At 60.6% G+C, this 21,540-nt stretch carries 22 protein-coding genes and 2 tRNA genes; 14 read left to right on the top strand and 10 right to left on the bottom strand.

All coding sequences use genetic code 11. From position 1 onward, the window contains the following. Nucleotides 1-87: 87 nt before the first annotated feature. Nucleotides 88-645 (bottom strand): hypoxanthine-guanine phosphoribosyltransferase, encoded by a 558-nt coding sequence (locus V6943_RS07340; protein WP_131650998.1) that lies wholly within the window; start codon nucleotides 643-645, stop codon nucleotides 88-90. A 176-nt stretch (nucleotides 646-821) separates the two neighbouring features. Here V6943_RS07340 and upp point away from each other — a divergent pair, with 176 nt between their 5' ends. From upp to V6943_RS07325, 3 genes are all read left to right on the top strand, one after another. Next, a complete protein-coding gene (gene upp, locus V6943_RS07335) occupies nucleotides 822-1,460 on the top strand; it encodes a uracil phosphoribosyltransferase (protein ID WP_131650997.1) in 639 nt (212 codons plus the stop codon). A gap of 1 nt (nucleotide 1,461) precedes the next feature. After that, nucleotides 1,462-2,724: a uracil-xanthine permease family protein gene (locus tag V6943_RS07330; protein ID WP_131650996.1), complete on the top strand. Its 1,263-nt coding sequence runs from the start codon at nucleotides 1,462-1,464 to the stop codon at nucleotides 2,722-2,724. Nucleotides 2,725-2,832: 108 nt separating this feature from the next. Beyond that, on the top strand, nucleotides 2,833-3,147 hold the full coding sequence (locus V6943_RS07325; protein ID WP_131650995.1) for a YkgJ family cysteine cluster protein: 315 nt from the start codon (nucleotides 2,833-2,835) through the stop codon (nucleotides 3,145-3,147). A gap of 115 nt (nucleotides 3,148-3,262) precedes the next feature. Here the strand turns inward: V6943_RS07325 and V6943_RS07320 are convergent, their stop codons facing one another. From V6943_RS07320 to hemA, 6 genes are all read right to left on the bottom strand, one after another. After that, a complete protein-coding gene (locus V6943_RS07320) occupies nucleotides 3,263-3,781 on the bottom strand; it encodes an acyloxyacyl hydrolase (RefSeq protein WP_131650994.1) in 519 nt (172 codons plus the stop codon). Between the two features lie 86 nt (nucleotides 3,782-3,867). Then, nucleotides 3,868-4,659 (bottom strand): glutamate racemase, encoded by a 792-nt coding sequence (murI, locus tag V6943_RS07315; RefSeq protein WP_340553069.1) that lies wholly within the window; start codon nucleotides 4,657-4,659, stop codon nucleotides 3,868-3,870. Next, nucleotides 4,652-5,407, bottom strand: a complete 756-nt coding sequence (locus tag V6943_RS07310; RefSeq protein ID WP_340553068.1) for a molybdopterin-synthase adenylyltransferase MoeB — start codon at nucleotides 5,405-5,407, stop codon at nucleotides 4,652-4,654. Before V6943_RS07310 ends, murI begins: the two co-directional genes overlap by 8 nt. Nucleotides 5,408-5,429: 22 nt before the next feature. Beyond that, nucleotides 5,430-6,257 carry a peptide chain release factor N(5)-glutamine methyltransferase gene (gene prmC / locus V6943_RS07305; protein WP_340553067.1) on the bottom strand — a complete coding sequence of 276 codons (828 nt, stop codon included), beginning with the start codon at nucleotides 6,255-6,257 and terminating at the stop codon, nucleotides 5,430-5,432. A gap of 78 nt (nucleotides 6,258-6,335) precedes the next feature. Beyond that, nucleotides 6,336-7,418, bottom strand: coding sequence for a peptide chain release factor 1 (gene prfA / locus V6943_RS07300; RefSeq protein ID WP_256050266.1), 1,083 nt, complete (start codon nucleotides 7,416-7,418; stop codon nucleotides 6,336-6,338). After that, a complete protein-coding gene (hemA, locus tag V6943_RS07295; RefSeq protein WP_197446048.1) occupies nucleotides 7,415-8,683 on the bottom strand; it encodes a glutamyl-tRNA reductase in 1,269 nt (422 codons plus the stop codon). Before hemA ends, prfA begins: the two co-directional genes overlap by 4 nt. A gap of 181 nt (nucleotides 8,684-8,864) precedes the next feature. Between hemA and V6943_RS07290 the strand changes: the two genes are divergently transcribed. The 11 genes from V6943_RS07290 to V6943_RS07240 all read left to right on the top strand — a co-directional run bounded on the left by V6943_RS07290 (nucleotide 8,865) and on the right by V6943_RS07240 (nucleotide 18,839). Then, nucleotides 8,865-10,592: a tetratricopeptide repeat protein gene (locus tag V6943_RS07290; RefSeq protein ID WP_340553066.1), complete on the top strand. Its 1,728-nt coding sequence runs from the start codon at nucleotides 8,865-8,867 to the stop codon at nucleotides 10,590-10,592. A gap of 3 nt (nucleotides 10,593-10,595) precedes the next feature. Continuing rightward, nucleotides 10,596-11,216 carry a lipoprotein insertase outer membrane protein LolB gene (gene lolB, locus V6943_RS07285; RefSeq protein WP_340553065.1) on the top strand — a complete coding sequence of 207 codons (621 nt, stop codon included), beginning with the start codon at nucleotides 10,596-10,598 and terminating at the stop codon, nucleotides 11,214-11,216. Continuing rightward, complete coding sequence (gene ispE / locus V6943_RS07280; RefSeq protein ID WP_340553672.1) at nucleotides 11,216-12,076, top strand: 4-(cytidine 5'-diphospho)-2-C-methyl-D-erythritol kinase; 861 nt, start codon at nucleotides 11,216-11,218, stop codon at nucleotides 12,074-12,076. The genes lolB and ispE overlap by 1 nt, the downstream gene beginning before the upstream one ends. Nucleotides 12,077-12,090: 14 nt before the next feature. Next, nucleotides 12,091-12,165, top strand: a tRNA-Gln gene (locus V6943_RS07275). Between the two features lie 47 nt (nucleotides 12,166-12,212). After that, a tRNA-Gln gene (locus V6943_RS07270) sits at nucleotides 12,213-12,287 on the top strand. A gap of 83 nt (nucleotides 12,288-12,370) precedes the next feature. Further along, a complete protein-coding gene (locus tag V6943_RS07265) occupies nucleotides 12,371-13,312 on the top strand; it encodes a ribose-phosphate pyrophosphokinase (RefSeq protein WP_131650986.1) in 942 nt (313 codons plus the stop codon). 124 nt (nucleotides 13,313-13,436) lie between these two features. Continuing rightward, entirely contained in the window at nucleotides 13,437-14,054 is a 618-nt protein-coding gene (locus V6943_RS07260) for a 50S ribosomal protein L25/general stress protein Ctc (RefSeq protein ID WP_340553064.1), read from the top strand. A 34-nt stretch (nucleotides 14,055-14,088) separates the two neighbouring features. After that, on the top strand, nucleotides 14,089-14,673 hold the full coding sequence (pth, locus tag V6943_RS07255; protein WP_340553063.1) for an aminoacyl-tRNA hydrolase: 585 nt from the start codon (nucleotides 14,089-14,091) through the stop codon (nucleotides 14,671-14,673). 129 nt (nucleotides 14,674-14,802) lie between these two features. Next, complete coding sequence (ychF, locus tag V6943_RS07250) at nucleotides 14,803-15,903, top strand: redox-regulated ATPase YchF (RefSeq protein WP_181105354.1); 1,101 nt, start codon at nucleotides 14,803-14,805, stop codon at nucleotides 15,901-15,903. Nucleotides 15,904-16,610: 707 nt separating this feature from the next. Then, entirely contained in the window at nucleotides 16,611-17,846 is a 1,236-nt protein-coding gene (locus V6943_RS07245) for a hypothetical protein (protein WP_340553062.1), read from the top strand. Between the two features lie 282 nt (nucleotides 17,847-18,128). Further along, nucleotides 18,129-18,839: a DNA-3-methyladenine glycosylase gene (locus V6943_RS07240; protein WP_340553061.1), complete on the top strand. Its 711-nt coding sequence runs from the start codon at nucleotides 18,129-18,131 to the stop codon at nucleotides 18,837-18,839. On the opposite strand, the gene V6943_RS07235 is transcribed toward V6943_RS07240, so the two are convergent. The 3 genes from V6943_RS07235 to V6943_RS07225 all read right to left on the bottom strand — a co-directional run bounded on the left by V6943_RS07235 (nucleotide 18,836) and on the right by V6943_RS07225 (nucleotide 21,513). Continuing rightward, the gene (locus tag V6943_RS07235; RefSeq protein ID WP_340553060.1) at nucleotides 18,836-19,954 is read right to left on the bottom strand and encodes a metallophosphoesterase; all 1,119 of its coding nucleotides are present in this window, start codon (nucleotides 19,952-19,954) and stop codon (nucleotides 18,836-18,838) included. The two genes, V6943_RS07240 and V6943_RS07235, sit on opposite strands and share 4 nt — an antisense overlap. A gap of 391 nt (nucleotides 19,955-20,345) precedes the next feature. After that, a complete protein-coding gene (locus tag V6943_RS07230) occupies nucleotides 20,346-20,540 on the bottom strand; it encodes a hypothetical protein (protein WP_131650980.1) in 195 nt (64 codons plus the stop codon). 64 nt (nucleotides 20,541-20,604) lie between these two features. Beyond that, nucleotides 20,605-21,513 (bottom strand): LysR substrate-binding domain-containing protein, encoded by a 909-nt coding sequence (locus V6943_RS07225; RefSeq protein ID WP_340553059.1) that lies wholly within the window; start codon nucleotides 21,511-21,513, stop codon nucleotides 20,605-20,607. Nucleotides 21,514-21,540: the final 27 nt, after the last annotated feature.

Here is a 21,540-nt window from a genome sequence, read left to right as displayed (position 1 = left end):
CCGGAACAGGAAATGTGGCGAGATAGCCGCTTAGTCAGAAATCAGAGCCGAGCATTCGGCCCTGACGGGATATCAAGGCAAGCCGACTTACATTCCTTTAACGGCATAGATACCAGGAGCGTTGCGCCAATAGCCCTTGTAGTCCATGCCGTAACCGAACACGTAGCGATCAGCACAGCTGAGCCCGACGTAATCCGCTTTCAGGTCTGGACGGGCCTTGCGCTGGTGCTCCTTGTCGACCAGCACCGCGGTATGCACCGCAGTGGCACCCGCATGACGACAGAAATCGATGATCGCGCCGAGGGTATGCCCTTCATCCAGAATGTCGTCGATGATCAACACATCGCGGTCAATGAAGGAAATCTCCGGCTTGGCTTTCCAGAACAAGTCGCCACCGCTCGTCTCGTTGCGATACCGCGTGGCGTGCAGGTAGGAGAGCTCCAGCGGAAAGTTGAGCTTCGGAACCAGCTTGCCGGAGAAGATTAGCCCTCCGTTCATGACGCAGAACACCACCGGGTTACGGTCGGCCAGCTCGCCATTGATTTTTGCGGCCACCGCATCGATTGCCGCCTCAACTTCGGTTTCGGAATAAAGACAATCGGCTTCGGCCATGATCTGGCGGATATGTGCGAGATCGACGGACATGGGCGATGCTCCAAGACAGAGAAGAGAAGGAAGCAGCTCAGTCGGCTGCGCACAAAATAAGGGGCGCGACGATACCGATGCCATTGCGACCAAGGCAAGCCCTGATTGATACATCAATAGCCGCTAACACCCCGATGCATTAATCTACGCCGGTTTATTCGACCGCCGGAGCCACCATGACCATTCGAGAGATCCGCCACCCGCTAATTCGCCACAAACTTGGGTTGATGCGTCGCGCCGATATCAGCACCAAGAACTTTCGCGAACTGGCGCAGGAGGTCGGGTCGATCCTGACGTACGAGGCGACTCGCGACCTGCCGCTGGAGAATTACAGCATCGAGGGCTGGTGCGGCCCGGTCCAGGTGGAAAAGATTTCCGGCAAGAAAATCACTGTGGTACCGATCCTTCGAGCCGGCATCGGGATGCTCGACGGCGTGCTCACTTTGATTCCCGGCGCCAAGGTAAGCGCGGTAGGCATCGCCCGTAATGAGGAAACTCTGCAGGCACACACCTATCTGGAGCGCTTGGTAGACGATCTTGATCAGCGCTTGGCGATGATCATCGACCCGATGCTGGCAACAGGCGGTTCCATGGTCGCGGCAATCGACATGTTGAAAAAAGCTGGCTGCAAGGAGATCCGTGCGCTGGTGCTGGTCGCTGCGCCGGAGGGCATCGATGCCGTGGAAAAGGCTCACCCGGACGTCATCATCTATACCGCCTCCATTGATGAGCGCCTGGACGAGCATGGTTATATCGTGCCCGGCCTGGGCGATGCGGGGGACAAGATCTTCGGCACCAAGCAGAAGGACATCTAAGATGTCGCAACCCATGGAAGAAGCGCTCGGCCGCCAAGTTCTCGCCGGCGCGCAGATGCTGTTCGTGGCGTTCGGCGCACTGGTGCTGATGCCGTTGATCACCGGCATGGATCCCAACGTTGCGCTGTTCACTGCCGGTATCGGTACCCTTCTGTTTCAGCTGGTCACTAAGCGTCAGGTGCCCGTGTTTCTGGCATCGAGCTTCGCCTTCATCGCGCCGATCATCGCGGCCAAAGGTGACTTCGGCCTGCCTGCGGTACTCGGCGGCGTAGTCGCGGCGGGCATCGTCTATATAGTTCTCGGTTTTGCGGTTCGCCTTAAAGGCCCAGGCTTTATCGACCGGCTGCTGCCACCCGTTGTAATCGCTCCGGTCATCATCTCCATCGGCCTCGCGCTCTCGCCTGTCGCGGTGAACATGGCAATGGGCAAGGCCGGCGACGGCAGCGCCCAACTGGTGCCGTACGAGACCGCCATGCTGATCTCGATGCCGGCGCTGTTGACGACGCTGCTGGTGGCCGTACTCGGCAAAGGGTTGTTCCGGCTGGTGCCGATACTTGCAGGCGTCGCAGTGGGCTATGGCCTATCGTTCGCTTTCGGCGTCGTGGATACCACCGGCATCGCCGCGGCGCCCTGGCTGGCGGTTCCGAACTTCGTCGCTCCGGAATTTCATTGGGGCGCGATTCTGTTCATGGTCCCGGTGGCGTTGGCCCCTGCGATCGAACACATCGGTGGCGTGGTGGCCATCGGCGGGGTCACTGGCAACAACTTCATCAAAAAGCCGGGGCTACACCGCACATTGCTAGGTGACGGCCTGGCCACCTCGGCCGCTGGCCTGTTCGGCGGCCCGCCCAATACCACCTACGCGGAAGTCACCGGCGCGGTGATGCTGACCAAGAACTACAACCCGAAAATCATGACCTGGGCAGCCATCTTCGCCATCGTTCTGGCCTTCATCGGCAAGTTCGGAGCGGGCTTGCTGAGCATTCCAGTGCCGGTGATGGGCGGCATCCTTTGCCTGCTGTTCGGTTCGATTGCCGTAGTCGGCCTGAGCACGCTGATCCGCCATCAGGTGGATCTGGCGGAAGCGCGTAATCTGATCATCGTTTCGGTGACACTGGTGTTCGGCATTGGCGGCATGGCGATCGGCTATGGCGAATTCACGCTGTCAGGCATCTCTCTTTGCGCGATCATCGCACTGCTCCTCAACCTGCTGCTGCCGGGCGGAGAAGGTTGGAAGAACAAGCAGCTCGAAGAAAATAGCTGACGCGATTCTGGCCAGCCGCCTCTCTTGAGCTGGCCTTCGCCGTTGCGCGTCGAGCGGTCTGTCATCACCGTTGCAGCTATCGCTGGGCAGGAGGGGTAGACTGCCCCGATGAGCCTGCCCAACATCCCCCATCGACAACTGAGCGGAGCTGCTGTGAGCTGCTCCACTTGCGCCGCCTGTTGCTGTCGACTTGAGGTTCTTCTCATCACCGATACCGGCGTACCGGAGCGCTTTATCGATGAGGACGCCTGGGGTGGCCAGGTCATGCGCCGTCTCGATGATGGCTGGTGCGCGGCGCTCGACCGCGACAGCATGCGCTGCACCATCTATGAGAAGCGCCCGCTGATCTGCAGAGAGTTCGAACTCGGCTCGGAGGATTGCCTGGAGGAGCGAAAGGGCTCTGAACGGGCTTATCAGGACTGAGCGGGCGGGAGTGAACGGGTGAGCGCAACGTTAAGTAAGACCCATCGAGCATAAATAGCCGATGGGTTTCACCTGCGCGGCCCGCACCATGCTACGGGCACGTGGCCTCCGGCGCTTAGAACGACGCCCGATAATGCACTGCGTAACTTTCGATGCCATCGTTCGGATTCTTGATCCCGGCGTTGGAATAGTGAATTGCCCGGATACCAACTTCGTGCCCGCCTGCGAATCGCAGCCCCGCGCCGAAGCGATCTTCGAACTGGAACGATGACCCCAGATCCTTATCTTCTACTTTGGTGTTCTCGAATGCCGCAACACCGATACCCAGTTCCAGATAAGGCTTCACCGCATCTCCGGCGAACTCGTAGACGAACACCGGTGCCAGCGACACGCTATGGTTACTCGAGGTTTCGTCACCTTCCCAATAGGTGTACCCAGCATCCCAATATCCGGTGAGCCGCCCCACGCTCGTCTGGAACCAGCTGCGGTTGAAGTCGAATTGCGCACCAAGGCGATAAGTCATTGTCGACTCACCGGTCTGGCCGACGGCAGCTGTCAGGTCCAGCGCATGAACAGCAGCCACCTGACCCAGCGAAACGGCGGCAATCGCAGCGAGGGAGATCAGTTTTTTCATCGGAATTTCCTTATCGAAAAGTTGGCGTCGCTTGTTTTTTTTCGAGCATTAACTCGAATACAGAAAGCAGGCGCAGCGGGGAGTTCCTAATTAGAGTAGTCGGCCACCGTGCCGTTTTCGCCCCAAAGTACCGGGAGTACGCCGGCCAATTGGCGGGGATCGCCGCTGCTCCAGAATCGTGTCGCCGGCTCGCCATGTCCTAGCAGGTTGCGCGCGGCCAGTACCGCTTCGAGATGCCGCGCCACCGCGGCCCCGGTGTCCACCAGAGTTACGTTAGACGGCAGCAGCTCGGTTAGCAGCGGCTTGATGAACGGATAGTGAGTGCACCCCAGTATCAGTGTGTCGCAGCCCTGCTCGATCAAAGGCTGGACGAACCCCTGCAGCAACGAACGCGTCGTGTCGCCATTGAGCTCACCGGCCTCGATGCACTCGACCAGACCGGGACAGGGCTGGGTGATGACCCGTACATCGCTGGCAAAGCGGTCGAGCAATGCGGCAAACTTCGCGCTTTTCAGCGTGCCGGTGGTCGCCAGCACCCCCACGACACCGCTGCGAGTCGCCTGTGCGGCGGGCTTTACCGCCGGCTCCATCCCCACCAACGGGACATTCGGATACAGCTCGCGAAGCTCGGCTACACCCGCGGCAGTTGCGGTATTGCAAGCCAGCACCAAAGCCTTGGCGCCCTGCCCCAGCAAGAAGTCAGCGATTGATCGGCACCGCTGACGAATGAATTCCGGACTTTTTTCGCCGTAGGGCACATAACCGCTGTCGGCCAGGTACAACAACGACTCCTGCGGTAAGCGCGCGCGAATCTCCCGCAGCACCGACAGCCCGCCCACGCCGGAATCGAAGACGCCAATCGGCGCGTTATCAGCCATGGCGGTCGCCGCAAACCGCACAGGCCGGGTCGCGCTTGACCCTCAGTTCGCGAAAGCGACCAGACAGCGCGTCTATCAACAGCAGCCGGCCTACCAAAGGCTCACCGAAGCCGGCGAGCAACTTCAGCGCTTCAAGCGCCTGCAGACTACCCACCATTCCCACCAAGGGCCCCACTACGCCGGCCTCGCTACAGGTCAGTTCGGCTTCGCTGCCATGACCATAAAGGCAGTGGTAACACGGGCTTGTCGGCACTCGTGGATCGAACACCGACAGTTGCCCCTCGAGCCGGATCGCAGCACCGCTCACCAAGGGTTTGTTCGCGCTGACGCAAGCGGCATTCACGGCTTCCCTCACGGCGAAGTTGTCGGTGCAATCGAGCACCAGATCTACCTCAGCCACAGCCGCGTCAAGGGTATCGACATCCATCGCGGCGCGGTGCGGCACCAGCTTCACCAAGGGATTGAGCCCCGACAAACGCGCAATCGCCGAGTCCACCTTCTGCACCCCGACCGAAGACGAATCATGAATGATCTGCCGCTGCAGATTGGTCAGATCGACGCTATCGAAATCCGCCAGATGCAGCTCTCCCACACCGGCGGCGGCCAGATAAAGCGCCACGGGCGCCCCCAGCCCGCCCAGCCCAACGATCAGCACCCGGCTCTGTTTGAGTTTCAGCTGACCCTCGATGTCGACCTGTTTCAGCAATATCTGCCTGCTGTAACGCAGCAGCTCCTCATCGCTCAGCATGTTGCTCTCCTGGATGATGAAATCATGGTCGACGGCCCAGACTGATGCGCTCGTGCCCGCCAAAATCCCTGCGGCTTTCGACGTCGTTGAATCCGCTCACCACAAGCAGCTCCCGCACCGCCGCTGCCTGATCGTAGCCATGTTCCAGCAGTAACCAGCCGTCTTCCTGCAGATACGCCGGTGCCTGCTCGATGATCTGGCGAATGTCATCCAGACCATCCACACCGGCAATCAGCGCGCTGCCCGGCTCGAAACGCACGTCGCCCTGCTCCAGATGCGGATCGCCGGCAGGGATATAAGGCGGATTGCTGACAATTAGCCGATAGCGCTGCCCCTCCACCCTGGAAAACCAATGGCTTTCATGGAAGCGCACGTTATCCAGGCGCAGCTGTTGGGCGTTACGGGCCGCCAGGACAACCGCCTCAGCGACGCGGTCTACACCCGTCACCTGCCAGGCCGGACGCTCGCTGGCCAATGCCAAGGCAATCGCACCCGTGCCGGTGCCGAGGTCGAGAGCCTGCGCCGCTGTTGTCGGAATCAGTTGCAGCGCGGCTTCCACCAGCAGTTCGGTGTCCGGGCGCGGAATCAGCGTATGCGGCGCGACTTCGAGATCCAGACTCCAAAACCCTTGCCGACCGAGGATATAGGCCACCGGCTCGCCACGGCGGCGGCGCGCCAGGCATTCGCTAAAGGCGCGACACTGCTCGGTATCGAGCTCCCTTTCCGGCCAGGTGTGCAAATAGCTGCGCGACTTGCCCAGCACATGGGCGAGCAACAGCTCCGCGTCGAGCCTGGCGCTTGGTGAGTCGGGCAAGTTGCTGTCGTTCAGCAGGGATTCAATGGTGGCCATAAGGTTAAGCCTCAAGCGAAAGCCTCAAACGACAACACGCCACATACTCAACTTATGGCTTGAGGCTTGCCGCCGTCGTTAATCTCCCAACGCTGCCAGCTGATCCGCCTGATATTCCTGCAATAGCGGTTCGATAACTTGCTCCACCGCGCCGCCGATGACTTCGCCAAGCGAATACAGGGTCAGGTTGATGCGGTGATCGGTCACGCGTCCCTGCGGGAAGTTGTAGGTGCGGATGCGCTCGGAGCGGTCACCGGAGCCAACTAGCAGCTTGCGGGTATCGGAGATTTCTTTGTGGGCGGCGCTATCCTGCACGTCCTGCAACTTGGCCGCCAGCCAGGACATGGCGCGGGCGCGGTTCTTGTGCTGCGAGCGCTCTTCCTGGCACTCGACGACGATACCGCTGGGCATATGGGTGATGCGCACGGCCGAATCGGTCTTGTTGATGTGCTGCCCGCCGGCGCCGGATGCTCGATAGGTATCGACGCGCAGATCGGCCGGGTTGATCTCGATGGCAATCTGCTCGTCAGGCTCCGGCAGCACAGCCACAGTACAGGCTGAGGTATGGATACGGCCCTGGGATTCGGTTTCCGGGACGCGCTGGACGCGGTGGGCGCCAGACTCGAACTTCAGCTTGGCGTAGACATTGTCGCCCTCGACGCGCGAGATGACCTCCTTATAGCCGCCGTGTTCACCCGGACTTTCTGAGAGGATCTCGACGCGCCACCCTTGCCGTTCGGCGTAGCGGGAATACATGCGAAACAGATCGCCCGAGAAGATCGCCGCCTCGTCACCGCCCGTACCGGCGCGTATTTCGAGAAAGACGTTGCGCCCGTCCTTCGGGTCCTTCGGCAGGAGCATGCGCTGCAGGCGGGCTTCAATTTCCTCCAGCTTCGCGCGCGCGTCGGCCACTTCCTCTTCGGCCATCTCGCGCACATCCGGGTCGTTATCCTTGAGCAGCGCCTGGGCGCCTTCGAGGTCCGACTGCAGCTTGAGGAATTCACGGTAGGTGGCGATGACCGGTTCTACCTCGGCGTACTCGCGCGAATAGGCACGAAACCGCGTCTGGTCGCTGATCACCTCGGCGTCGCCAAGCAACGCCGTCAGCTCTTCGAAGCGGTCCTGCAGAATGTCGAGTTTATTGAGCAGCGACGCTTTCATGGTTTGTCCGTGCTGTCCGGCAAGGCGAAGAGTTCCTGAACGATGTTCAGTGCCTCCACTCGCCCTTCGGCAGAAAGTTTTTTCAGCTGAACGCTGGGTGCGTGCAGCAGTTTGTTGGTCAGCCCTCGCGCCAGCTGGGCCAGCGCATCCTCGGGCGTACCGCCATTGGCCAGCAGCCGCTGTGCCTTAACTAACTCTTCATCTCGAATGCGCTCCGCGTGCTGTCGATAGGACTTGAGCACGTCTACCGCAGCCAGCTCCCGTAGCCGCCCCATGAACTCATCGGTTCCAGCGGCGACCAGCTCTTCGGCGGCCTGGGCGGCACCTTGTCGACTCTTGAGATTCTCCGCCACCACCTCATGCAGATCATCGACGGTATAGAGGTAGACATCGTCCAGCTCGCCGACCTGCGCCTCTATGTCGCGGGGCACGGCGATATCGACCATGAACATCGGCTTGTGCTTGCGCTTCTTCAGCGCCTGCTCCACGGCGCCCTTGCCCAGAATCGGCAATTGGCTGGCAGTGGAGCTGATGACGATGTCGCTGTTATAGAGTTCCTGCGGGATGTCGGCGAGCAGGATCGCATGGGCGCCGAACTGCTCCGCCAGCACGCTGGCGCGCTCGAGGGTACGGTTGGCAACCACGATGCGCTTGACGCCCTGCTCGTGCAGGTGACGAGCAACCAGCGTAATGGTCTCACCAGCACCGATCAGCAGAGCCTGGCTGCGGTGAAGGTCGGCGAAGATCTGCTTGGCCAGACTGACCGCGGCAAAGGCCACCGAGACAGGACTCTCGCCGATGGCGGTATCGGTCCGCACGGTCTTGGCGGTGCTGAACGTCGCCTGGAACAGACGCCCCAGCAGCGGACCGACGCTGCCGGCTTCGCGCGCGACGGCATAGGCCGACTTCATCTGCCCGAGAATCTGGGGCTCGCCGAGCACCATCGAGTCCAACCCGGACGCGACGCGCATCATGTGGCGCACCGCCTGATCGTCGGTATGAACGTAGGCACAGGCCCGGACATCTTCGAGATTCAGCCGATGATAATTGGCCAACCAGGCCAGCACCGCCTCGGCCTCGACCTGGTCCTGCTCTAGGTAAAGTTCGCTGCGGTTACAGGTCGAAAGAATCGCGGCCTCTCGCGTCGGCGTGACACGGCACAGCTGCTGAAGCGCCTCGACCGTTTGTTCAGGCGTGAATGCAACACGCTCGCGCACGTCCACCGATGCGGTCTTGTGATTAATGCCAAGCGCGATGAAAGCCATGCAGGGTCGCTGATCGAAAACGGAGCGCGCGATTCTCCTACTTCGCCTGTCTCAGAACAACCATTGCCCTTCATTGTCTGTACCTATCGAGCCTTCCCACTCGCCTCGCATGCCAGCCCGTGCGCTTGCCTGACGGCTTGTGTCATGATGCCGCGACCCCAGACCAGCCTTGTAATCCCCTATGAAAAAACTCCTCGCCCTCAGCGCCCTTCTGTTTCTCGGTGGCTGCCAAAGCATCATGCAGAGCACGCCCGAAAGCAGCCCGCCGGTCGAGGAGGCCTCTCCGCAAGCCGTTGAGCCAGATACCGGCACATATGGCTCGTTCAGCAGCGACACGCTTTATGCCCTGCTGGTGGCCGAACTGGCAGGCCAACGCAATCGCTTCGACATCGCCCTGGGCAATTACGTCCAGCAGGCCAATGCGACCCAGGATGCGGGCGTCGCCGAGCGCGGATTCCGCATCGCCGAATACCTCGGCGCCGAGCAGGCCGCGCTGGACACGGCGATGATCTGGGCGAGCAACGCCCCAGACAACCTCGACGCCCAGCGCGCCGCGGCAGTGCAGCTGGCGCGTGCTGGGCGTTATGAGCAATCGATGGAATACATGGAAAAGGTGCTGCAGGGTCAGGGCGACACCCACTTCGACTTCCTTGCCTTATCCGCCGCCGAGACCGACCCCGATACTCGAACCGGCCTGCTGAAGAGCTTCGACCAGCTGCTGGCCAAACACCCGAACAACCCCCAGCTCCAATTTGGCAAGGCGGTGCTGCTGCAGCAGGACGGTCGTCCGGAAGAAGCGCTCGCATTGCTCGAAGCGCAGTCCGCCGGCGAGCATGAAGTGCCGTCGATACTGCTCCAGGCTCGCCTGCTACAGATCCTCGAACGTGGCAAGGAAGCGCTGCCGCTGCTGGAGAAGAGTCTGCGCCGGCATCCCGAAGACAAACGCCTTCGCCTGACCTACGCGCGCCTGCTGGTCGAGCAGGATCGCCTCGACGAGGCCATGGGTGAATTCGCCACGCTGGTCCAGCAGCACCCCAGCGATGACGACCTGCGTTTTTCGATGGCCTTGGTATGCCTCGAAGCACAAGCCTGGCGCGAAGCGATCGTGTATCTGGAAGACCTGATAGCGCGCGGCAGTCACCGCGATGCGGCCCATTTCAACCTCGGCCGCGCCTATCGCGAGCTGAACCAGCCCGAGCAGGCGCTAAGTGCCTTTTCCAAGGTCGGCCCTGGCAATGAGTATCTGCCGGCAAAGTTGATGCAGGCGGAGCTGCTGTTCACCCTCGATCGCAACGAAGAAGCCTCGCGGTTGCTGGCTAGCGCCCGCGACGAACAGCCCGACTATGCCATCCAGCTGTATCTGATCGAGATCGAAGCACTCTCTGGCCAACAGCGCCTCGATGCGGCCTGGCGACTTACCGAGCAAGCGCTGCAGCAGTTTCCAGAAGACCTCAACCTGCTCTATACCCGCGCGATGATCGCCGAAAAGCGTGGCGACCTGGCGCAACTCGAGCAGGACTTACGCTTCATCATCGAGCGCGAACCCGACAACGCCATGGCCATCAACGCGCTGGGCTACACCCTTGCCGATCGCACCGATCGATACGAGGAAGCCCTCGCCCTCATCGAGCAGGCCTACCGGCTCAGCCCCGATGACGCCGCTATTCTCGACAGCCTCGGCTGGGTCAACTATCGCCTGGGCAACCTGGAGGAAGCTGAAACCCAGTTGCGCAAGGCCCTCGAGCGCTTTCCAGACCACGAAGTCGCCGCCCACCTCGGCGAGGTGCTCTGGGTGTCTGGCAAAAAACGTGAAGCGCGGGCCGTCTGGGCCGAAGCGCTAAAGCAACAGCCGGACAGCCAGATACTGCGTGAAACTATCAAACGCCTGACAGGCTCGGAGAATCCCTGACCCATGAAGCTGATGCGCAACCTGCTGATCCCCGCTCTCGTGCTGTTGCTCGCCGGCTGCGCCGGTCTCGGCCCGCAGGAATCGATCGAAGGCCCCGGCAACAAGGAAGACTGGACGACTCACAAGGCGCGGGTCAGTGAAATCGATGGCTGGCAGATCAGCGGGAAGATCGGCATTCGCGCGCCGCAGGACTCGGGCAGCGGCACGCTGTTCTGGCTGCAGCGTCAGGATTATTTCGATATTCGTCTCTCCGGCCCACTGGGGCGTGGCGCCACTCGCCTGACTGGCCGGCCTGACGCCGTCGCGCTGGAAGTCGCGGGCCAGGGCCGTTTCGAAGCCGAATCCCCGGAAGCGCTGGTGGAAAGTCAGCTCGGCTGGCAATTGCCCGTATCGAACCTGCTCTGGTGGGTGCGCGGACTCCCCGCGCCGGACAGCCGCAGCCGTATCGCGCTGGACGCCAACGGCCGCCTCGCCAACCTGCAGCAGGAAGGCTGGGACATCCAGTATCTCGGCTACAGCGAAGAAGGCGGCTACGCTCTGCCGTCGCGCATCAAGCTGGCAGGCCGCGACCTGCAGATCACATTGGTAGTCAAGGACTGGCAGCCGCGCCAGCTCGGCCAATGATGCACAGGCTGACCCTGCCGGCCCCGGCCAAACTCAATCTGATGTTGCACATCCTTGGTCGTCGCGCCGATGGCTACCACGAGCTGCAGACGCTGTTTCAGTTTCTCGATTACGGCGACGAACTGACCTTCACGCCTCGTGCCGATGGCCAGATCCAACTGCACACCGAACTGCCTGGCGTCGATCACGAAAACAACCTGATTGTACGTGCCGCGCGCCTGCTGCAGAGCCACAGCGGATGCAGCCAGGGCGCCGACATCGAACTGATCAAGCGCCTGCCCATGGGCGGCGGCATAGGCGGCGGCAGCTCCGATGCGGCAACCACGCTTATCGGGCTCGATTACCTTTGGCAGACAGAGCTGGGCGAGGACCAGCTGGCGAAGATCGGCCTGTCGCTTGGGGCCGATGTGCCGGTATTCGTGCGGGGTTATGCGGCCTTTGCCGAAGGGGTGGGCGAGCGCTTGCAACCGGTCGAATTGAGCGAGCCGTGGTTCCTCGTAATCGCCCCGCAAGTCTCTGTTAGTACAGCGGAAATATTTTCCGACCCAGAGTTGACACGCAATACCCCCGCCATTACAGTTCGCAGCCTTCTTGCAGGGGGCGGTCATAACGACTGTCAGCCGGTGGTCGAGAAGCGTTATCCAGAAGTTCGTAACGCTTTGAGCTTGTTGAACAATTTCGTTCCAGCAAGAATGACCGGCACTGGAGCTTGTGTGTTTGGGAGCTTCCCAAACAAAGGTGAGGCTGATAAAGTTTGCCGCCAACTTCCAGCCGATTTACCAGCTTTCGTAGCTCAAGGCCGCAACATTTCGATGCTGCACCGAAGGCTCGCGCAACTGGCGCAGGAAGTAAGTGGTTAGAGGTTGTACGTTACAGGGGCGTCGCCAAGCGGTAAGGCAGCAGGTTTTGATCCTGCCATGCGTTGGTTCGAATCCAGCCGCCCCTGCCATAACCTTCGGGTTAGTGCAGCAGCAACACTTCAAGTTTTATATCCACAGGGGCGTCGCCAAGCGGTAAGGCAGCAGGTTTTGATCCTGCCATGCGTTGGTTCGAATCCAGCCGCCCCTGCCAAACATCACGAGAGCTGTTCAAAACGCCTGGCCTTTTGAACAGCTTTTTGTTTCATCGGATCCACCCTCAGGCAGGTACTGCGCGTGTCCAAGATGATGGTCTTCACGGGGAACGCCAACCCCGACCTGGCCCGGCGTGTTGTACGTCAGCTGCATATCCCCCTCGGTGACGCCTACGTCGGAAAATTCTCCGACGGCGAGATCAGTGTCGAGATCAACGAGAACGTTCGCGGTAAGGACGTCTTTCTGATTCAGCCGACCTGCGCCCCTACCAATGACAACCTGATGGAATTGGTGGTGATGGCAGATGCCTTCCGCCGCTCCTCCGCTACCCGCATCACGGCAGTCATTCCCTACTTCGGTTACGCCCGCCAGGATCGCCGTCCGCGCTCCGCTCGCGTACCGATCAGCGCCAAGGTCGTGGCCGACATGCTCGATGTGGTTGGGGTCAACCGCGTCCTCACCGTCGATCTGCACGCCGATCAGATCCAGGGTTTCTTCGACATGCCGGTAGACAACATCTACGGCTCGCCGGTCCTGGTCGATGATATCCAGGCTCAGCGCTTCGAGAACCTGATGATCGTTTCCCCCGACATTGGCGGTGTGGTGCGTGCTCGCGCCGTGGCCAAGTCGCTGGGCGTGGATCTGGCCATCATCGACAAGCGTCGCCCGAAGGCCAACCAGTCGGAAGTGATGCACATCATCGGTGATATCGAAGGCCGTACCTGCATCCTCGTCGACGACATGGTCGATACCGCCGGCACCCTGTGCCACGCTGCGACCGCTTTGAAAAATCACGGCGCTTCGAAAGTCTATGCGTATTGCACGCATCCGATTCTGTCCGGTCGCGCCATCGAGAACATCGACGGCTCGGTACTCGACGAACTGGTGGTGACCAATACCATTCCGCTGTCCGCAGCGGCACAAGCCTGTACCCGTATTCGCCAATTGGACATCGCGCCAATGGTGGCTGAGGCGGTTCGCCGCATCAGCAATGCTGAATCGATCAGCGCGATGTTCCGCTAAGCCGAAAGCTTGGCCCTTCGCGCCGAACGAAAATGTGCCCCGCCGCGTGCGGGGCTTTTTGCCCAACCGCCCGATAGCACTGGTCGCGAGTGTTTCGGGCGCGTTGTTATCCTGGAGAAACACAATGACTGACTTCACTCTGAATGCCCAAGTGCGTTCCGACCTGGGGAAAGGTGCGAGCCGCCGCCTGCGTCGTAACGCCAACCTCGTCCCAGCCGTAATCTACGGTGGCGACAAGGCTCCGCAATCCATCAGCCTGCTGGCCAAAGACCTGGCCAAGATGCTGGAAAACGAAGCTTCCTTCAGCCACGTGCTGACCCTGGACGTCGATGGCCAGAACGAATCCGTTCTGATCAAGGCGCTGCAGCGTCATCCGGCCAAGGGCTTCGTTCTGCACGCTGACTTCGTTCGCGTTGTCGCTGGCCAGAAGCTGACCGCTATCGTTCCTCTGCACTTCATCAACCAGGAAACCTCGGTTGGCGTGAAGCAGCAGGGTGGCGAAATCCTGCACAACCTCAACGAAGTTGAAGTCTCCTGCATGCCGCAGGATCTGCCGGAGTTCATCGAGGTCGACATGGCCAACGTTGAAGTCGGTCAGGTACTGCACATGACTGACATCAAGCTGCCGAAAGGTGTTGAGCTGGTCTCCCTGGCACATGGCAGCGACCTGCCGGTTGCCAACGTTCACGCTCCGCGCGTGAGCAAGGAAGACGCACCGAAAGAAGAAGGCGCTGCCGAGTAATCCACTCGTCATCACCTGAGGAAGGGCCTCTGCCGTGACCGCCGTTAAACTGATCGTTGGCCTGGGTAATCCAGGCCCTGAGTACGACCAGACCCGGCATAACGCAGGGGCCCTTTTCGTTGAGCGTCTGGCCGCCCGCAAGGGCGTCAACCTCAGCGTCGATCGCAAATACTTCGGTCTGGTCGGCAAGTTTCGCCATCAGGACGAAGACGTCCGCCTGCTGATCCCCACCACCTATATGAACCGCAGCGGTCAGGCGGTGGCGGCACTGGCCGGATTTTTCCGAATTCCCCCTGAGTCCATCCTGGTCGCCCATGATGAACTCGACATGCCCCCCGGCGTCGCCAAGCTCAAACAGGACGGCGGCCATGGCGGGCACAACGGGCTTCGCGACATCATCGCCAAGCTCGGCAACCAGAACAATTTCTACCGCCTGCGTCTGGGCATCGGCCATCCCGGGCACAGTAGCCTGGTGACGGGCTACGTATTGGGGCGAGCGCCTCAGGCCGAGCGCGAAAAGCTGGACGCCAGTATCGATTTCAGTTTCGACGTGCTGCCCGAGGTCCTTGCAGGTGACTGGACGCGGGCGATGCAGAAGCTGCATAGCCAGAAAGCCTGAGGCGCAAGCACACACGACAAGGCGACGGCTGGACAGGATGCTTGCATCACAGCGCATCCCGACGCCGTTAAAGCAGTTTGGCAACGCCGGTAGCTTTCCAGCTGCCAGCCACACCGAGGCAAAGACACCATGGGATTCAATTGCGGCATCGTCGGCCTGCCCAACGTCGGCAAGTCCACCCTGTTCAACGCACTGACCAAATCCGGCATCGCTGCGGAAAACTTCCCTTTCTGCACCATCGAGCCGAACAGCGGCATCGTACCGATGCCCGATCCGCGCTTGCAGGCCCTGGCCGATATCGTCAAGCCGGAACGGATATTGCCGACGACCATGGAGTTCGTCGATATCGCCGGCCTCGTCGAAGGCGCTTCCAAGGGCGAAGGTCTGGGCAACAAGTTTCTGGCCAACATCCGCGAGACCGATGCCATCGCCCACGTGGTGCGTTGCTTCGAAGATGACAATGTCATCCACGTTTCCAATTCAGTCGATCCCAAGCGCGACATCGAAATCATCGAGCTCGAGCTGATCTTCGCCGACCTCGATAGCTGCGAGAAGCAGCTGCAGCGCGTCACCCGCAACGCCAAGGGCGGCGACAAGGAAGCCGTGGCGCAAAAGGCATTGTTGGAAAAACTCATTCCCCACTTCACCGAAGGCAAGCCGGCTCGCACGCTGCTGAAGAAGCTGGGTGACGATGAGATACAACTGGCCAAAGGCTTTCACTTGCTGACCAGCAAGCCGGTGATGTACATCGCCAACGTTGCCGAAGACGGCTTCGAGAACAACCCGCACCTGGACGTGGTCAACGCCATCGCCGCAGAAGAAGGCGCCGTCGTGGTGCCTGTGTGCAACAAGATCGAAGCGGAAATCGCCGAACTGGACGATGGCGAGGAAAAGGACATGTTCCTCGAATCCCTCGGCCTCGAAGAGCCGGGCTTGAATCGCGTGATCCGCGCCGGCTACGAACTGCTTAACCTGCAGACATACTTCACCGCTGGCGTGAAGGAAGTTCGCGCCTGGACCGTAAAGGTCGGCGCTACCGCGCCCCAGGGCGCAGGTGTCATTCACACCGATTTCGAAAAGGGCTTCATCCGTGCTGAAGTAGTCGCCTATAACGACTTCATCCAATACAAGGGCGAAGCTGGCGCCAAGGAAGCTGGCAAATGGCGCCTGGAAGGCAAGGAGTACATCATCAAGGATGGTGACGTGATGCACTTCCGCTTCAACGTCTAAGCCGAAGCAGTAACTTCAGCAAGCTTCGTGAAACTCCTGAAGGTAACGAAACAATAAAAAGGCCGCGCATTAACGCGGCCTTTTTTTGTTCAAAAACTACCCGAATCACTTGCTCACGAAATGGAATTTGCATTTGCCCTCGTTGCCGGAGCACGACCAGTGAGGCTGGCCAGCGAGGCGCGCTCGTCCCGATGCTCCCACGGCGTTAGTCCCTCTTTTTCAATCGAATAGGGGATACGCCTGGCTGCGTATGCGCGAGCATGATGGTGCGACACGACTGAGATAAAACAAGTGCGCGCCCAGGACAGATTAGACGAGGAATGAACCAGGGCTTTTCACAGCCCTTCTTGCGCTCCTGCGTCTCGCCCGCAGCATTTGCCTCAGATGGCTTTCAATGCTGAGACAGACCAGCCCCAGCGCATGGCAGAGGCTGCCGGCTCCGCAAGGCAATGGTACTCAGAGGTCTGTCATGTCGGCCGCACCAAGGACAGGCGTCACCACTCTCCGTGACCGCATTAAGCGCAACAGTACGGTCATTACCGAATCTGGATCAAAGAACACCACAACACCGGATCAGGGCAGCTCCGATGGGGCCATAGGGGCCATAGAGGTCGGGAAATAGGGCTATGGTTCTTCAAAGTCCGACACAGCCGTGATCAATCAGGACTGATTTCGTAAGCAGAAATACACCTCATCGGAGCTACGCCATGCGCACCCTGAAGCCGTTTGCCCTTGCTGTGATTGCTGCAATGTCGTCACCGGCATTCGCCGCTCAAAACTCTGCCCACGTTGATCAGTCCGGCGTCTCGCTGATAGCCACTGTCACACAGACAGGTGGTATCGATAACACAACCTCAATCACCCAGGGCGGCGTGTCCAACGAAGCGGTTGCCGTCCAGCTAAGTGGTATAGGCGACTCGATCAATCAGTATCAGCAAGGCAGCTCTAACTACAGTGAAGCGCGTCAGTCGGACAACACCGTAGCGGACCTCGCTTCAGGCAACATGATCCTGCAGCACCAGGCCGTTGGTTCTGGGAATGTCGCGAACGCCACTCAGACCAATTCAACCGGCAGTGTCATTTCACAAGGCCAACATGGCAGCTCGAACTCTGCGGAGGGTACCCAGTCGGACTCCGTCGGAGCAGAGCTCTACCAGCTGCAAGTAGGCGACGGGAATTCTGCTACCGCGAGCCAATCATTCGCCGAAGCAAAATCCACCAGCCAACAGTACGGTAACGACAATGTCAGCAATACCCTCCAAAACGATGCCTTAGGCGACACGGCCTATGTTTGGCAGGATGGCACTGCGAACATTGCCAGCGTGAGGCAGGACTTCGGCAGTGTCTCTGATGTCACGATTTTGTCCTTTGGCGTTGGCAATTCGGCGACAGTGGTTCAGTCCTCTGCCATCGCCTCGAAAGCCGAGATTGAAGGCACTGGCAACTACAACAGCGCGACGGTCACCCAATCCGATATCTTGATGAATTTCTCGAGCGAGCAGAATGGCGACCGCAACGAAGTCGTAGCGAGCCAAGGTGGCCGGCAGAACACATCCGTTTCTTCCCAGACCGGCAATGACAACGCAATCGAACTTGCACAAGCCGGCAGAGACAGCAGCGTCGCCATAGTGCAGACCGGCAATCGCAACAGGGCCAGCCTCTCGCAGACCGCGGTCGGCAACGTATTGAATGCCGTGACAACAGGAAACGACAACAGCATCGTGACCGTTCAGGTTGGAGTGGGTGAGGTAAACGAACTGGATCTGGAGCAGAACGGTGAGAGCAACATCATCCAGGCCTCGCAATTCAACGAGGGCAACTACGCGCTTGTCAGCCAAGCCGGCACTGCAAACTTTGTAGACGTTTCGCAGTATGGCGCCAGCGACAGTGCCAGCGTTCTCCAGAGTGGCTCTACCAACTCGGCGCGCGTAGTGCAGCGCTAAAGCTTATTGCCGCCAGCAGTCGCGGTGCTGCCGGGCCGGCACTAGCTCAGTACGTTACCTCTAAGCGAATCTTCCAGATTGGCACTCGCTAATTGCACCAAAGCCTCGCCAACGCGAGGCTTTGGTGCATTCAGGGGCCGAACCACCCGCTCTGAAACACCGAAAAATGGCTCTATCCCGGACATCTGTCTGACGACCGGCACGGAATCCATTCATCAGACGCGGAATATTCGCCCCGCTTATGCGGTCGGAACAGGCAGACTTGCCGAAGCCGGAGCGCAGATGAACAGCCTTACCGAACCGCCATCACAGTTTCTCGACGACGCTTTCTTCGACCGGGACGCGCAGCGGGTCGCCCAGGATCTGTTGGGAACCGTGATTCGCCATTGCGTCGATGGGCTGTGGTTGTCGGCTCGCATCATCGAGACCGAAGCCTATTACGTCGACGAAAAGGCCAGCCACTCCTCGCTCGGCTACAGCCCGTCACGGCGCGCGATGTTCATGCCGGCCGGCCATCTCTATCTGTATTACTCGCGTGGCGGGGATTCGCTGAACTTCAGCGTGCAGGGTGACGGCAATGCGGTGTGCATCAAGGCCGGCTATCCTTGGGTCGACTCGCTGTCGTGCGAGGAATCCATTGCCAGAATGCGCAACAACAGCCCGGCCGCCGCTGGCGGGCCACGACCATTGACCCGCCTCTGCTCCGGTCAGACGCTGTTATGCAAGGCATTGGGTTTGACCGTCACGGAGTGGAACGCCCAGCGCATGGACCCTGCCCGTCTGCGCGTGGACGACATCGGTGCGCGCCCCGACATCATCCAGACCACGCGACTGGGCATCCCGGCCGGTCGCGACGAGCATCTACCCTACCGTTTCGTTGATGCGGGCTTTGCCGCGCACTGCACGCGCAATCCGCTGCGCCGTGGGCAACTGGAAGGCCAGGACTACGTCATGCTGCGCCGCGAGCTGTTGGCGTTAGTCAGCGACGCCTAGTCGTCGGCTCTCACCAGACGAATCCGGGTGATTTCCGAAGGGGCCCCGAAGCGCAGTGGTGGCCCCCAGTAACCGGTGCCGCGACTGATGTAGACCTGCATCTCGCCGACCCGCTGTAGCCCCGCCACCCAGGGCTGCTGCCACTGCACGAAGTGCATCCAGGGCCAGAATTGCCCGCCGTGCGTATGACCGGACAGCTGCAGATCGCAGCCCGACTCCAGCGCAGCCTTCGCCGAACGCGGCTGATGCGCCAACAGAATGCGCGGCATGTCGTTCGGGGCACCAGCGAATGCCGCAATCGGATCGCTGCGATGGCTGGGCCTGAACAGTTCAGCCGAATAGTCAGCGATACCCGCCAGCACCAGACCGGCGCCGCCGTGTTCGATTTGGACGTGGCGATTGAGCAGCACCACCATTCCCAGCCGCTCGAACTCGGCGATCCAACTGTCCGCGCCGGAGTAATACTCGTGATTGCCAGTCACCACGTACACACCGTGTCGAGCGCTTAGCTGCGCCAGCGGTGCGATATCTTCAGCCAGGTCGGCAACGCTGCCGTCCACCAGGTCGCCGGTGATGACGATGAGATCAGGCGAGAGTCCATTGACCCGTTTCACGATCGCATCGATATAGCCCTGCTTGATCGTCGGCCCCACATGGATGTCGCTGAGCTGCACGATGCTGAACCCTTCCAGCACGGCAGGCAGGTTCCGCAAAGCGATGTCGCGCTCGACCACCCGCGCCGTTCGCCGGGCGTTGAGCACCCCGAAAAGTGTCACCGCCATCACCGCAACGATGACGACAAGCGCCGAGCCACGCGCGAAGCCCGACGACTCCCAACCCAGCAGCGATGCCAGTGCCAACGTAAACGCGCGCAGCAGTGAAAAGATCGAGAGGCTGGAAAACATGCCCATCGCCAGCAATCCGGACCACGCCAGCAGCGCATTGCCAGCCCCGCGTACCAGCACGCCGTAGCGCATCAGCACAGCAGACAGTGCGAGGTATACCCAAGCCAGAACGCTGCCGAGCAGCCCGAACGGGAGATCCGGAATCAGCGTGACGCCAACGAACACATGCAGGCCAATCAGCAATACTCCAACCAACAGTCGCCTGCTCATGCACTTCGTCTCTGGAGAAAAGGAGGACACGCCTGGATGCGCAGCGTACTTCTCTGACTGTGTTCTAGCTCAAATTCGCCGGCGCTCATGTTTTCAGCGCCTCGATCACGCTGCATTCGACGCTTGCAATACCGCCGTTCTGCTTTTCGTGTACAGCGGAGCGGTTGCTGGAGCGCCATAGTGGGGACTGTCATCGGTGGAACGAGCAGCCCGCCCGGTCGGAGGCAAGATTCTCAAAGGTAGGGCGCCCACGTAGACGCATGGGCACGCTCAGCATATTCCGCGCAGACCTAGCCGCTAGCAGTGTGGTCGACCTACCGAAGAATCCTCTGAGACGGGCCAGCGCTCAAGCCACATTGCAACCCGACGCATCGCCAGAAGACAACCGCAGCTACATCACCCCTGGGTCGGGCATCGGGTCGGGTGGCGGCGGCTCTTTTTCCAGCTGTTCGAGCACCTCGTCGGGCAAGGTGTCGCCGTCGTCTAGTTCAGTATCGCTCTCGGCGTCATCGAGATCGTTCAGAGGCGACTCGTCCGCCAACCACGGATGCAGCGGCGGATCGCTTGGAAAGGCTGTGCTGAGCATGAGGGTCTCCTCGCAGGTATGCCTGCAAAGTTAGGCAGGCACTGCCCTGCATCGTTCGAACCGGTCATCCGTGACGCGTCCAGGCCTGCTCCGCCAGGCACTCGCTGAGGTAATCGAGAAAACAGGTGATGCGCGCAGCAAGCGCGGTATTGCGGTAGTACACCGCGTGGATCGGCTGCAGCACCCTGGCATTCGCCTCGGCCAGCACCTCGACCAGCGTGCCCTCGGCGCGATCGCGCGCGGTCATGAAGTCAGATAAGCAAGCGATGCCTTGGCCGGCCAGCGCCAGCTGCCTCACTGTCTCGCCGCTCGATGCCCACAAGCCCGGCACGATGGGCCAGGTCTCGCCGAGCGGATGACGCAGCGGCCAGTGATTGAGACTTTCCGGCTGGGTGAAGCCGATCAGGCTGTGCTTCGCCAGGACCTCGACCTGCTGCGGCATGCCGCGCTGCGCCAGATAGTCCGGGCTGGCCACGGCCCGAATCCGGCTGCGGCCCAATGGCCGGGCATGCAGGGTGGAATCGCGTAGCGGACCGTGGCGCAGCGCCAGGTCGATACGGTGCTCGAGCAAATCGATGATCTGGTCGCTGCTGTGTAACTCCAGCTCGATGTCCGGGTAGCGCTCGCGGAATCCGCCAATAAGCGGCACCAGGATATGCAGCATGAAAGGCGCGGAAGCATTCACCCGCAACCGCCCGGCCGGTCGCTGCAGCCGGCGCGACATCTGCTCCTCGGCCTCTTCCACCGCTTCGAGAATCCGCCTGGCCTGAATCAGAAAGGCCGCGCCCTCCTCCGTCAGCTCGAGACGCCGAGTGGTGCGGCGCAACAGCGTGGTGGCGAGCTTGGTTTCGAGCCGGCTCAGGGCCCGGCTGACGCCCGAGGCGGTCTGCCCCAGCTGCATGGCCGCGCTGGAGATGGAGCCGGTATCGATGACAGCTGTGAAGGCCTGCAATTCGTCGAGCGTGGTTTTCATCTGTGACTCGCAGTCAATTATGTTTGG

This window comes from Pseudomonas sp. CBC3, assembly GCF_037967085.1.
Lineage (GTDB): Bacteria > Pseudomonadota > Gammaproteobacteria > Pseudomonadales > Pseudomonadaceae > Stutzerimonas.
Note: the sequence above shows the minus strand (reverse complement) of the source record. Positions and strands in the feature narration are given on the sequence as shown.